Source organism: Desulforhabdus amnigena (assembly GCF_027925305.1).
GTDB lineage: Bacteria > Desulfobacterota > Syntrophobacteria > Syntrophobacterales > Syntrophobacteraceae > Desulforhabdus > Desulforhabdus amnigena.
Window position 1 is genome coordinate 2,571,506 of record NZ_BSDR01000001.1, and the last position, 13,587, is coordinate 2,585,092.

Below are 13,587 nucleotides of genomic sequence, written 5' to 3' on the forward strand. Positions count from 1 at the left end.
CCCCCTTTCCATTAAGTTTTCGATATAATTAATTTAAATAGGATTTTAATGTATAATTTTTCGGTATGAGAAGGTTTGAGCTTCGGTTTTCAACAAAATCCGCAAACCATCCGAGCAGGTCACTTCAAGATTTCACTGATCTCCCTGTCAACTTCATCTTCAGTAATTTCCTGCACAATTGAGAGCTCTTTCAAAAGCAAAGCTCTGGCAGTATCCAACATCTTTCTTTCACCAAAAGAGAGCTCCTTATCACCCTTGAGTACCGTCAGATCTCTTAACACCTCCGCCAGTTCATAGATGGAACCGGTTTTGATCTTTTCCATATACTCACGATATCGCCGATTCCAAGTTCCACCGTTGACAGAAACTTCTCTTGATTTGAGTATTTCATAAACTCTTGAAATATCATTATAATTTAATAGTTCTCTCAGCCCAACCGATTTGGCGTTGCTGATGGGAATCATGATTTTCATGTCATTTTCCAAAATGCGCATGATATAAAATTCCTGCTTCTTTCCTCCGATGTTCTTCGTTTCAATGGATTCGATTTTACCAACCCCATGAGCAGGATAAACGGCTAAGTCCCCAAGTTTAAACATTATTTCCTCCATGCTCCCGGTCATTCAAGGCTTATCTTCAAAAAGTTAAAATCTTTTTTATTTTATCATTAGTCCAATAGCGCGCAAAGCCCCAAACGAAGAATAAAGAAAAGCAAGAGAGGTCAAGAAAAAGATAACCACATGAAGTAATTATTAAATTGGCGATTTCTGTTTAACAATGTCTAAGAAGGCGAAATTCCAAGCCTTACTTGTTCCAGGAATGACTCCATGCGTCTGCCAACGAAATAAAGGCTGTACTCGAACAACAAAAAGGAGGAGGCAGCTTTGATAAAAAAGGCAAGTCCGTTTAAAGGCCACCCATGCCGGGTCCAACTGTTAGAGTCAAAAGAAGAGTAAAAAGAAGTACAACGGCAAATGGCATTTGGAACAGCCATATCTGACAGCGCCTCGACTACCGTTGGACAGCTTGAGATTATATAAGAGGACGGTGTGTTATGAGCGACAAACTCTTTTCCCTTCAAGCATCCATGCAAATGGACGGATCATGAATCTGCACTCCGGGACTCCCGCCTGTTATATTGGTTCATGGCGACAGTAAGGCCACATTGAAGAGTGGTCAATACCGCTTCAACCCCCGATTCCAACATCTCGGCAAAGAGGCTTTCTTCTTCCGGATAGGGAGGTTCGAGCACGAAGGCCTCAACTGTCTCTCCGCGCAACGGCCTTCCTATACCCAATTTCACCCTTGGAAATTGCTTACTTCCGAGATGCTCGATAATCGATGAAACCCCACGGTGCCCACCGGCCCCTCCTTTTCGAACGAGACGAATACGTCCGCAGGGTAAATCGAGATCATCATGAACCACAAGAATCTGAGGAGCGGAATATCCAAAAAGATGCACCAGCTCGGCGACAGCCACACCACTTCGATTCATGAAAGTATCGGGCTTCAGGAGGCGTACCTGCCGACCGGCAATGATTCCTTCTCCCCAAAGCGCGGAAAATCTTCCTTCCTCGAGGTTGATTCCATATCTTCGAGCGAGACAATCTACAACACGGAACCCCACGTTGTGACGGGTCAGGGCGTATTGCTTTCCAGGATTCCCCAACCCCACCACAACGGCAATCCTTGCTTCGTCACCGGCTTGGCCATCCTTTATCAGCATCCGTTATGTTTCCGCAACACTATGGCCTTGAAGAACAGCCGGCAGATTATTCTTCCCCTGCCGCTCCCCCTTTACCCGCCCCTTCAGGTGCAGATATGTTCACAATGGAAAGGTGTTTGTCGTCTACGAGCTCAAAAGGAACGATCTTTGCCAAATCGCGGACATGAATGGCTTCGCCCAAGTCGAGCTTGCTGACATCAAGCTCGATCTTTTCAGGAATCTCTCCGGGCAGGCAACGCACTGAAACAGTCCTTCGAACCAAATCAAGCGTTCCCCCCTTCTTGACCCCCACAGCATCCCCTACGGGCTCAACGGGAACAATCACCACAATGGGATGATCCAGGGGAACCTCATAAAAATCGACATGAAGAAAACGCCTGCGTACCGGATGGACTTGAACCTCCCGGATCAATACCTTTTTCGTACCGGTCTCCGGTGAACCCTCTATAGAGAGGTTGAGGAGCCTGCTTTCCTCGCCCATATCTCTCAAAAGCCTTTCCAGGCGCCTGGAAGAGACGGAAAGGGAAAGGACCTCCATCTTCGGACCATAAAGAACCGCAGGAACCATTTCTTCGCGGCGCAGTCTACGCGCCGCGCTCTTACCCGTTTTGTTTCGCAGTTGACCGATCAAATCTATATCCATGCCTGATAGCCTCCCAAAAATGAGAAAGCACACGCGACCCGTGTGCTCATTATCCAGAAAAGAGGGAACTCACCGACTCCTCCAGGTGAACCCGCCGAATCGCCTCAGCGAGCATCGGCGCTATACTCACTACCCGGATCTTCTCGCACCCTGTAGCCTCCTGGGAAAGGGGAACCGTGTCCGTAACAGTTAAAGCTTGAAGCGCGGAAGAAGCCAGCTTCTCTACGGCGTTTCCAGAAAGAACCGGATGCACAACGCAGGCAACTATCGAAGCGGCTCCAGCCGCCTCAGCGCCTTCCACAGCCCGGAGCAACGTCCGTGCAGTGTCCACCATATCATCAAGAATGATCACACGACGTCCCGACACATCACCGACTATAAAAGAGTGCCGAACGTCATTCTGGTATCTACTGTCCATTATGGCCAGGTCGACATTCAGCCGACTGGCAAATGCACGAGCCCTGGAAACCCCCCCGGCATCAGGAGCCACAATCACCTCATCCCCCCTGATGTCCTTTCGTATAGCATCCAGGAGGACTCGAGTTCCGAAGAGATGCTCTACGGGGATATTGAAAAAGCCCTGGATCTGGTCAGCGTGCAAATTTACCGTAATGATCCGATGCGCCCCTGCAACGGTCAAAAGATCCGCCACCAGCCTGGCGGTGATGGAAACCCGGGGCTTATCTTTTTGATCCTTGCGCCCATAGGCGTAGTAAGGAATCACAACGTTGATACACCGCGCAGAAGCTCTTTTGAGTGCATCAATCATTACGAGGAGCTCAACGAGATTCTCATTCACAGGCGGGCAGGTAGACTGGACGACGTATACGTCTTTTCCCCTGACATTATGTTGAATCTCTACACGAACTTCACCGTCACTGAAGCGACCGATCAAAGCCTTTGCAGCTTCCACTCCGAGGTTCAAACACACCTTCCGGGTAAGCTCAGGATTGGAATTGCCAGATAAAATGACAAGCCGGCTTTGCATGCAATCCCCGATCCCACCCTTCCTATGGAAGACTACGGCTGTATCTCTTCCAGGTTCACCACGCATAAATCATTGGCTGGGGCGGGAGGATTCGAACCTCCGAATGCGGGTGCCAAAGACCCGTGCCTTACCGCTTGGCGACGCCCCAAAAAATCAAAACCATTTTTCACCGGCCGGAGAGGCTGTCAACACCTCTGCAACTGCAACATAACAATCTTTCCATTCCTCGCCGGCCAACAGAGCAGCTTTTTCGGCTGAGCCCTTTTCAGGAAAGACGCCGAAAACCGTGGGGCCGCTGCCACTCATAAGAGCCCCAACTGCACCATGCCCCCGCAACCAGGCCTTCATCCGAGTGAGGAGAGGAAACTTTTCCTGAGTTACGGTTTCAAGATCGTTTTCCAGTACATCTTCAACCTGCCACGGGTGAGACAAAAACGAAGCGAGTTTAATTCGACTTCGCCCTCTTGTCAACTTCAAACTTTGGTAAACCCATCGTGTAGAAACGGCGACGGGCATCTTGATCAGCACGAGTGGATAGGCGGGAATTCCATCCAACTCTTGCAGATTTTCCCCGATCCCTGTGGCCAGGGCAGGCCGCCTGTAGAGGAAAAACGGCACATCGGCGCCCAGCATCAGAGCCAATTGATGCAGTTTGTCCACAGGGAAAGGGTATTCAAAGAGTCGATTCATCCCCAGAAGGACCGCTGCAGCATCCGCACTGCCACCACCGAGCCCCGCTCCCACGGGGATGTTTTTGGACAGTTTGATGTGCACGCCCGCACGCTCCCCCAACGCCTTCAAGTAAGATTCGGCCGCCTTCCATGCAAGATTGGCGGAATCCCCGGGCACCCCGGGGTGATCACATTCCAGATGAATTCCGGCGTGATCAAGCAAACCCATTTCTAGGTGATCGTAAACACTGATGGGCAGCATAAGGCTGGAGAGTTCGTGATACCCGTCTTCACGTTTTTGCAGCACTTCCAGCCAAAGATTGATTTTGCCCGGCACACTGATGTCTATGGTCAAAATGGAAGTCCCCATGAGTCGAGTACAGAACCACGTTCTGTACTCCTCAAACCCTTTTCTATGGATTCAGGCCTTATTGACTGCTCTTTTGCACATAACGCATGCGCAAGTCGTAGAGAACCGTCTTCAGCAGTCGATCTTCATCCGGATCCAGGTTTCCCCTGGTTTTATCCTGCAACATGCCCAACGTGTCAATGATCTGTTTGGCCATGGGCAAGTCCACCTGAACCCGCTGCGTATCGGGCCCGGGAATTTCACCCAGATGCACCAGAGCCGATGAACTCAAGGAAAATACAAAGGTCGAAAAGGACACTTCCGGAAGAGATAGACGGCTCTTTTCCTCTTCCTTCTTTGCAGCCTCCTGGAATTCCGCTTTCGCCTTCGCTTCGTCCTTGGCTTTTGGCTCCTCGATGGTTTCGCCGGCCGGCTCCCGTTCGGCCTCATCCATGGAGAACTTCCGGCGATCCTTTATCACAAAACCTTTTTCTTCCTTTTCTTCCATATCACACTCTCCCATTACACCATCAGAGCTTCACCGTCTGGACTACATTGACGTTTTCCATAGCAAGCAACTCTTGTACAACCTCTTTGGGAACAACCGAGTCTGTCTGGAGGAAAATGATATTCTGCCCCCGCTCTAAAACCTGTCCTACATCCATCATGGAAATGTTGATCTTATTGCGCCCCAGGCATGTTCCAATGGCTCCAATGGTGCCCGGCGTATCAATGTTATAGATGAGCAACAGATTTCCTTCCATAGCCGATTCCATGCGGAAATCATTGATACGCACAATGCGCGGATCCTTTTTGCCGAAAATGGTTCCTGCCACAAGGTTCCGCTCTTCAGACGTCTTGATGGAGACATTGATCAGAGTCGTAAAGTCTTCAGCCTCGGTCCGCATGGATTCCGTAACCTTGATGTTCCTTTCTTTTACCATAACGGGAACATTCACAAAATTGACCATATCCCCCAGGATGGGCGTCAACAGACCCTTGAGAATCGAAATGGTCAGCGGCTGGGTATCTTCTTTGGTGACTTCACCGACATATTCGATGGCAATTTCCTGGATGGCCCCTCGCGTGATTTGAGCCAGGAGACTTCCAAGTTTTTCCGCCAGTGTCAAATAGGGTCTCAGCCGGGCCAGCACGGCACCGTCAATATTGGGAGCATTGACCGCATTGCGGATGGTTCCGCGCAGGAGGTAATCGATCACCTGATCGGCAACCGCCGTGGCGACATTTTCCTGGGCTTCATCCGTGGATGCCCCGAGATGCGGTGTAGCGATGACCTGATCCAAGGCGAGAAGGGGGTGGTCCTTGGGCGGCTCCACCACAAAAACATCCATGGCCGCTCCAGCTACAATGCCCGACTCGATGGCCTTGAGAAGATCGTCTTCGTTTACAATTCCGCCTCGCGCGCAATTGAGAATGAAAACCCCCTTCTTCATTTTGGCAAAAGCCTCAGCATTGAGAATGTTTCGGGTCTCCTGAGTCATGGGAGTATGCACGGTGATATAGTCGGACCGGGCAAAGAGTTCATCCAGGGCGACCCCTTCGATACCCATCTTATCGATCACTTCCGTACTGATATAGGGGTCGTAGGCGATCACATGCATCTTGAGTCCCTTGGCGCGATCCGCAACAACGCGGCCGATGCGCCCCACACCGATGATCCCCAACACCTTGTTGAAGACCTCCTTGCCTCTGAAGCGTTTTTTCTCCCATTTTCCAACTTTGAGAGACTGTGTCGCCTGGGGGATATTCCGGCTGAGGGAAAGCATCATGGCAATGGTATGCTCAGCAGTGGTGATCACATTTCCTTCAGGAGTGTTCATGACCACGATGCCCCGCTTGCTGGCAGCTTCGATGTCCACATTGTCCAAACCGATTCCGGCTCTGGCAATCACCTTCAAATTATCGGCAGCTTCGATCACATCTGCCGTCACCTTTGTGGCGCTTCGGATGACGAGAGCATCGTATTCCTTAATGATCTGCTGAAACTCTTCCTTGGTGAGACTGGTGTTCACTTCCACCTCGAACTCGGGAACACTCATCAGCTTTTCAATACCGGAATCTGCCAGATTATCACTGACCAAAACTTTCATCTACCCCTCCTGAAACACATGAATTTCGACCAGGCCAAAAAATAAAACTATTTGATTTTTATATAAATATCTATTTTTCATATTGTTTTTGACTCATCCGAACGGTTACGCTAACACCACAATGAATGAATCGTCAAGAAATAAACTCATAGAAAGGAATGCACCGAGAATTTTTGGGGTAAGGGCAGGGGCAGTATTATGATTTTCCTTCCGACTGCTTCAGCTCTTCTTCGATGATTTCTTTGAACTGCTCAAAGGTTGGGCCTCCTGCGGCCATCTTCCCATTAATGACGAAAGTTGGTGTGCTGTCTATTCCCACTGTCCTGGCTTCCTGAACTTCCTTTTCTATCGCCGCCCCGAATTTTCCGCTCTCCAGACACTGATTGAAACGGCCGGTATCCAATCTCATATCCTGAGCGTAGTTTTTCAACTGCTCTTGTGAAAGACCCTCCTGGGTAGAATAAAGAACATCCTGGTACTCCCAGAACTTATTCTGCTCTGCAGCACAGCGGGCCGCTTCGGCCGCCTTCTTAGCGTCCTTATGCATCTTCAACGGCAAGTCCTTGAAAAACCAGCGAAGTTTGCCGGCATAAGCCTCTCGAATCCGGCGAACCACGCCGTGACTATGGCGGCAGGCGGGGCATTGATAATCAGAAAATTCAACAACCGTCACCGGTGCATCTTCAGGACCCAGCACCGGACTGCCCTCCACTTGCACCTGCGTGAGGGGAGGCTTGGGTTCCCCAAGAAAAACAGTCACTCCATACTTGGGCTCCAATGCCTTTACATATTGGTTGATCTCCTGCAATTTTTTCTCTTGCTCGAGATATGCCCTTACCCTCTCTCTAAGCTCATCTTGCGACCCTCTCCAATTCTTCAAACGCTCCTGATTTTCTCGAAGGTACCGGTCCGTTTCCTCTTCACTCACCTGGGTTCCTTTCTTCAGGACAACCTCATCGATATATTTTTCCGTGGAAATTCCCCGTTCTTTGGATTCCTTTTCCAGGAGCATTTCCCTGATCAGCCCATCCAGTCGCTCCCGTTTCAGCCGATAGACCTCCCGCTCATAAGGAGAAATCCTGGCATACAGGGGAGCTTCCAATCTTTGACGCGTAATGATTTCATCCCCTATTTTGGCCACAACATCCGATTGAACCCCAGCCTTCACATCCTCTGACAGTACCCCTTGATTTTCGTGAGACATAACAAAAAACGAAGCGATGAAAAGGAATTGGAGCATTGAAGCGGCTGACCAAAAGCGCAACCCTGGAACGGAAAAAAGAAGAAGGAGCAAGATCACCATAAAATTGCCGAGACAAAATACACACGGAGCTTTCATGGCATACATGAACCAGAGGAGCGTGACTTCCACTCCTGCTCCTGCGGGAATCCACCACAAAAGCCAGCCCTTGAAGCGCCATGCTGATACCGTCAGCAGGAGATAATAGGCCACCCCCCATCCCCACAAAGGAAGTCGAAGCAGGGTGATCTTTTCCGTCTCCCTGCAGCCATTGGAAAAACCGGCGCAGAAGGATTGCAGCCAGGGAAAAAACTCCGCCAGCAGCGACAACAGCGAAACCAGGAGTCCGGTCAGAGCAAGAAACAATATTACCCTATATCTCAGCTTTTCTTCCAACATGGTTGAGATGATCCTCGACTTTCAGGCTTGATCAAAAATACAGTTCATAAGATAAAAGAGACAATACAGGGGAGAATGGGCGAAATCCGAGGTTTTAAGGTCATTTTTCTCTTCAATACTTTGTTTTGAGCTCATTTTCGGTAACTTTCCCAATGGGCCTTCTTTTTCTTCTTTTCGACTTCCTTCAGTGTCTTGTCGAGTTCCTGCAGTTTGTCAGGAGATTCCTTGAGCAGCACTCTGGCTTTTTCATAATGAAAAAAGGCAAGTTCCCAATCCTGTTTCTGCTGGTAATAGCGCCCAAGGTGATAGTGAGCGAGACCCAGCCGATTCAGTTGCCCGTAAAGCACCCCGAGATTGTAATCGATTTCCGGAAACATGGGTGAGAGGTCCTTGATTTGCTGTAAATGTTCCAGTGCTGCGTCTTTTTGCCCCATTTCCTGGAGAACCATCGCCAGCCGAAAGTGCACGATGGATGCGGAAGGTTCCAGCAAAAGCGCCGTCTCCAGCACTCTACGCGCCTCCATGAGCCGCCCTTCTTCGATATAGGCCGAACCGAGCGTACTCAGAATAAAGGGGCTTGCCGAATCCTGACGCGCAGCCTGCTGCAGCAAAGGTATCGCCTCCTTCACCTTCCCCTGCCTCAAGTAGAACCTTCCCAGTCCGTACAAGGCAACCGTTTTGCCCTTTTGCGCGTCACCTTCAAAACGGTCGAGTGCGACTCGGGGGTCACCATACTCGGCAATGAGAGCCGCTTGCATGATGGGAAAATCCCCTTGATTTCCCGATGAAGAGACTTTGCTTCCCGTCTTTTTCCGCTGCTGCGAAGCAAGATCGCGCAAGTACTGGACGCGTTCCCCCAGGGCTGGGTGCGTGGAGAGATAAGAGGGAATTTTGGAACTCGTGCTCCAGTTTCCCTGAGCCATCTTCTGCATGATATTCGCCATATCGTCCGGAGGATATCCAGCGGCACAAAGATACCTGAACCCAAGCTGGTCCGCTTCCTCTTCGTTTTCCCTGCTGTATTTCAGCTCAAAACTCTTGGCTCCGGCCATGCTCCCCATCACCACAGCCCGGGAAACTTCAGGACTCGATCCTCCGAGCAAAATGCCCGCCACCAAACCCGCAATGGTGGCCACATTGAGAATCTTGCTCTCCTCCAGGCGCCGATGGATGTGACGCGCCTGAATGTGAGCCAATTCGTGAGCCAGAATACTTGCCAACTCCCCCTCCGAGCTCATCATTTCGATGAGTCCACGGTAAATGAAAATGTTCCCGCCCGGAACAGCGAAGGCATTGGGGACAGGTTGATCGACCACAAAAAAATTATGCTGATAAGACGTTGTTCCCACCTGTTTGCTCACACGATTTCCCACGGATTGCACATAGGTGAGGATCTCACCGTCTTCGATGAGGGGCAGTTTCTCCCTGATTTGCTGCAGAATCTTTTCCCCCAGCTCCTTCTCTTCACTCAAGCTGAGCGCCCAGGCGGTTTTAGGAGCGGTCACCCCCATGGCAGCACAAAAGAAAGTCAGAATCAGCAGTGCGGCCCCCCGATGCCATCTTTCGGAGAAGTACAGGAGAAAACTCATAAAACATCCTTCATCCCTTTCAGGACTCTATCTTTTCTTCCCACTGCACCCTTTTGGCCTCCGACCAGAGGCTTTCCAGATCATAAAAATGGCGAATGGGCTCATAAAAGATATGAATGATCACATCCCCATAGTCCATCAAAATCCACTGCCCCTCGATGCGTCCTTCAACCCCAAGAGGTTTGATCCCGTGATCCCGAAGGCTCTTTTCCACATTATCCGCGATGCCTTGTACCTGGCGGCTGGATTTTCCACTGCAGATCACGAAAAAATCCGCAAAAGAAGTAAACCTCGAGACATCCAGTAATACCAGATCCAAAGCTTTGAATTCTGCTCCTACCCGAGCACACAAGAGAGCCTTCTCCATGGAAGTCACGCTATTCACTTTTTTCAGGCTTTTCTGTTTCTCCCCTTCCAGGCACGCTCTCACTTCGTTCTCCATCTCCAGCATATTTTTCGTTTCCTCTCCTATGAAATGATCAGACTTTCAAGATGATAAAGCTTTTTCGTCATAATATAACTCATGACCTCCGGAAGAACCAGATACCGAATGGATCTTCCTTCTTTGACCAAATGCCGTATTCGAGTCGAAGAAATTTCCAGGTGAGTGTTATGAAGGTAATGCACGGGATAGAGCTGAGGATGATCAAACTGAGCGGTTTCAGCATTCAGAGTGTAAAGGTCGGAAATTTTTCGTTTCAAAAAGCCGGCTATTTCGGTTCCGCTGTACCCGGGCCTTCGCAGAGCTACAATATGAGCCAGTTGGAACAACTCCTTATAATGCCACCAGGTATCCAATTCCAGAAAGGCATCCAGCCCCACGAGGAAAAAAAGCTCGGCACCCGGCAGCACCTCTTCACGCAGCTTGCGAAGAGTGATCACCGAGTAAGATTTTCCGGGCAACCGCCGTTCAAGATCCGAAATATGAAAGCGCGGGTGTCCTTCCAAAGAGAGCTGAAGCATACGCCAGCGGTGTTTGAACGGCTGAATTTTCTTTCCCGTTTTATGGGGAGGATCTGCTGCGGGCATAAAAAAAAGAGCATCGAGGTTCAGCGCCTCAACCGTTTCCTCCGCCGCCCTGAGATGTCCAATGTGTACGGGATCGAAAGTGCCTCCCATTATTCCCACCCGCTCAGGCATCTCCCTAAAACTCTCCTCCCCCCAGGAGTCATCGCCACATAAACCGAAATGCAAAGGAGGTAAAACGGCTGATCCGGCCCCCCACACACGGAGCATCCCACAACACGCCTATATGAAAAAAAAGCCCATGGTTCATAGCTCTTGGCTCATGACAACATCGCATTTCAAGAGGGTTTTCCGTTTTCCATGTCGCCTTGCATTCCCTTTGCGCTTTTTCATTTTTCGCTGAAACCGTTTCGTGCATGAGGATTAAAGACGATCTGAAATCAGCTCCTCACCTGACCATTGCCCAGTGCGATGAATTTTGTGGTGGTCAGTTCTTCGATGCCCATGGGACCGAAGGCGTGCAATTTGGACGTGGAAATACCGATTTCGGCCCCCAATCCCAATTGAAAGCCGTCATTGAACCGGGTGGAAGCATTGACAAGGACCAGAGAAGACTGCACCTCCTGAAGGAAACGATGGGCCCTATGAAAATTCTCGGTAATGATGGCTTCCGTATGGTCAGACCCATAAGTGGATATGTGCCGAACGGCTTCATCCATTCCGTTCACCACACGCACAGCCAGGATGAGATCCAGGTATTCCGCATACCAATCTTCCTCCGTAGCGGGAACGCAATCAGGGACATACATCCGGGTCCGCTCACAGCCGCGCAGCTCCACCCCGGCCTTCCGAAAAGCGGCTGCCATTCGGGGCAGGAACTTGTCGGCAACTTCCTGGTGAACCAAAAGGGTTTCCAGGGCATTGCACGCGCTGGGGCGCTGAACCTTGGCGTTCAAGGCGATCTCTTCGGCCATGAACAGGTCCGCTTGAGAATCCACATAAAGGTGACAGACCCCTTTATAGTGCTTGAGCACGGGCATACGGGCATGCTCCGTCACGAAGCGGATCAATTCTTCCCCCCCGCGCGGAATCATGACATCGATCTGTTCCTCCAGTTTGAGCATATCGAGGACGGCGTCCCTGTCCGTTGTTCCCACAAGCTGGACCACTGTTTCGGGAAGCCCCGCATCCTTCAAAGCCCCCTGCAAAATGTTTGTCAGACATCGATTGGAGTGAAAGGCTTCAGAGCCACCCCGAAGAAAAACGGCATTGCCGGCCTTGATGCAGAGGGCCGCCGCATCCACAGTCACGTTGGGTCTGGATTCATAAATGATTCCAATCACTCCCAGAGGAATTCGCATTTTGCCCACACGCAGTCCGTTGGGGCGGGTCCACATGCGGGTGATTTCTCCGACGGGATCAGGCAACATGGCCACTTCACGCAAGCCGCTCACCATCTCTCCGACAACTTTGTCGGTCAAACGGAGCCGGTCCACTTTGGGCTTGGAAAGTCCCTTTTCCAGAGCCGCCTGTATATCTTTCTCGTTGGCAGATCCGATCGCCTGACTTTCTCTTTCCAGCGCAACCGCCATGAGTTCCAGCGCCTGCCGCTTGACGCCACTGTTCACATTTGCCATATGACGAGCCGCCTCGCGCGCCCGCTTACCCATCATGAGGATTTCTTCACGCATCGGTTCCTCCCTCAGCCCTCTCTTCTTCGATGTCTTCACCGGACAGGACAAAATTATTCCGGTGGATCACCTCGTCTGAATGCTTATAGCCGATGATCCCTTCGATCTCTTCCGTGTGCCGCCCTTTGATCTGGTCGATTTCAGTGGATCTGTAGTTGCACAAGCCTATTCCGATGACGTTCCCCGCCTGATCCAGGCAGCGAACGGGTGTCCCTACACCGAATGTGCCGCGGATTTCGCGAATTCCTATGGGGAGAAGGGATTTCCCCCTTTTTTGAAGAGCCAATACCGCTCCATCATCCAGGATAAGATCTCCTGCCGGCTTGGGCAGATTGGCCAGCCACAGCTTCTTGCCGTGATAGAGTCTTTTGCGCGGCAGGAAGAGCGTCCCGAGTTCTTCCCCTTCAAAAAGCCTCAGGAGTATATCACGCTCTTTTCCTGGAGCAATGATCATGGGAATCCCCGAAGCGAGGCACTTCCTAGCCGCATTGACCTTGCTCAACATGCCCCCCGTTCCCACAGCGCCGGGCTGCGGAGTGGCGCATGCCAGCAGCTTCGCATCCACTCGATTTACTACCGGGATGAGGCGTGCCGAAGCATGTGTTCGGGGATCACAGTCATACAACCCCTGCGTATCCGTCAAATTGATCACGAGATCCGCTCCGATGAGGCCGGCAATCATGGCGGAAAGCTGGTCGTTGTCTCCAAACTTGATCTCTTCAACGACCACCGTATCATTTTCATTGATGATGGGCAATATTCCCCAATCCAGGAGGGTTTCCAGGGTATTGCGCGCATTGAGATACCGATGACGATGCGCCAGGTCCTCACTGGTAAGCAGCAACTGAGCCACGAGCAGTTCGTATTTGTCAAATGCGGCCTCCCAGGACTCCATCAAGACCCCCTGGCCGACCGCAGCCGTTGCCTGCTTATGAGGAATGGTACGAGGGCGTTCGGACAAACCGATCTTCCGCACTCCGGAAGCGACAGCACCCGACGTAACAATGACAATCTGGCAATCCCCGTTGCGTTCCCTCAGTTCCGCAATCTGATCACTGAGACGGTGAATCATGACCCGGTTCAATCCACGCGGACCCGTCAAAACGGCACTTCCCACTTTGATGACCAACCGACGACAACGGCTGAAAAACGACTTCCGGTCCGTAAGATCTAACGTCACCTCTAAACTCCTCCCTCTCCTTTTCTTGAGAAAG

At 50.9% G+C, this 13,587-nt stretch carries 13 protein-coding genes and 1 tRNA gene; all 14 read right to left on the reverse strand.

Annotated elements, in window-relative coordinates:
- Positions 1-119 precede the first annotated feature (119 nt).
- The 14 genes from QMG16_RS10965 to proB all read right to left on the reverse strand — a co-directional run bounded on the left by QMG16_RS10965 (position 120) and on the right by proB (position 13,553).
- The gene (locus tag QMG16_RS10965; protein ID WP_373878734.1) at positions 120-599 is read right to left on the reverse strand and encodes a CarD family transcriptional regulator; all 480 of its coding nucleotides are present in this window, start codon (positions 597-599) and stop codon (positions 120-122) included.
- Positions 600-1,102: 503 nt separating this feature from the next.
- Positions 1,103-1,726 (reverse strand): aminoacyl-tRNA hydrolase, encoded by a 624-nt coding sequence (gene pth, locus QMG16_RS10970; RefSeq protein WP_281794181.1) that lies wholly within the window; start codon positions 1,724-1,726, stop codon positions 1,103-1,105.
- A 46-nt stretch (positions 1,727-1,772) separates the two neighbouring features.
- Positions 1,773-2,369 (reverse strand): 50S ribosomal protein L25/general stress protein Ctc, encoded by a 597-nt coding sequence (locus QMG16_RS10975; RefSeq protein ID WP_281794182.1) that lies wholly within the window; start codon positions 2,367-2,369, stop codon positions 1,773-1,775.
- A 49-nt stretch (positions 2,370-2,418) separates the two neighbouring features.
- Entirely contained in the window at positions 2,419-3,357 is a 939-nt protein-coding gene (locus QMG16_RS10980) for a ribose-phosphate diphosphokinase (protein WP_281794183.1), read from the reverse strand.
- 73 nt (positions 3,358-3,430) lie between these two features.
- A tRNA-Gln gene (locus QMG16_RS10985) sits at positions 3,431-3,505 on the reverse strand.
- Positions 3,506-3,510: 5 nt separating this feature from the next.
- Positions 3,511-4,383, reverse strand: coding sequence for a 4-(cytidine 5'-diphospho)-2-C-methyl-D-erythritol kinase (ispE, locus tag QMG16_RS10990; RefSeq protein ID WP_281794184.1), 873 nt, complete (start codon positions 4,381-4,383; stop codon positions 3,511-3,513).
- A gap of 73 nt (positions 4,384-4,456) precedes the next feature.
- Positions 4,457-4,885: a DUF1844 domain-containing protein gene (locus QMG16_RS10995; protein ID WP_281794185.1), complete on the reverse strand. Its 429-nt coding sequence runs from the start codon at positions 4,883-4,885 to the stop codon at positions 4,457-4,459.
- 22 nt (positions 4,886-4,907) lie between these two features.
- Complete coding sequence (gene serA, locus QMG16_RS11000) at positions 4,908-6,488, reverse strand: phosphoglycerate dehydrogenase (RefSeq protein ID WP_281794187.1); 1,581 nt, start codon at positions 6,486-6,488, stop codon at positions 4,908-4,910.
- A gap of 196 nt (positions 6,489-6,684) precedes the next feature.
- On the reverse strand, positions 6,685-8,127 hold the full coding sequence (locus QMG16_RS11005) for a thioredoxin domain-containing protein (RefSeq protein ID WP_281794188.1): 1,443 nt from the start codon (positions 8,125-8,127) through the stop codon (positions 6,685-6,687).
- 131 nt (positions 8,128-8,258) lie between these two features.
- Positions 8,259-9,716 carry a M48 family metallopeptidase gene (locus QMG16_RS11010; protein ID WP_281794189.1) on the reverse strand — a complete coding sequence of 486 codons (1,458 nt, stop codon included), beginning with the start codon at positions 9,714-9,716 and terminating at the stop codon, positions 8,259-8,261.
- Positions 9,717-9,735: 19 nt separating this feature from the next.
- Positions 9,736-10,167, reverse strand: coding sequence for a ribosome silencing factor (gene rsfS / locus QMG16_RS11015; RefSeq protein ID WP_281794190.1), 432 nt, complete (start codon positions 10,165-10,167; stop codon positions 9,736-9,738).
- Positions 10,168-10,184: 17 nt separating this feature from the next.
- Positions 10,185-10,856 (reverse strand): nicotinate-nucleotide adenylyltransferase, encoded by a 672-nt coding sequence (nadD, locus tag QMG16_RS11020; protein WP_281794191.1) that lies wholly within the window; start codon positions 10,854-10,856, stop codon positions 10,185-10,187.
- 266 nt (positions 10,857-11,122) lie between these two features.
- Positions 11,123-12,373, reverse strand: a complete 1,251-nt coding sequence (locus QMG16_RS11025) for a glutamate-5-semialdehyde dehydrogenase (RefSeq protein WP_281794192.1) — start codon at positions 12,371-12,373, stop codon at positions 11,123-11,125.
- The gene (gene proB, locus QMG16_RS11030) at positions 12,366-13,553 is read right to left on the reverse strand and encodes a glutamate 5-kinase (RefSeq protein WP_281794193.1); all 1,188 of its coding nucleotides are present in this window, start codon (positions 13,551-13,553) and stop codon (positions 12,366-12,368) included. Before proB ends, QMG16_RS11025 begins: the two co-directional genes overlap by 8 nt.
- Positions 13,554-13,587 lie beyond the last annotated feature (34 nt).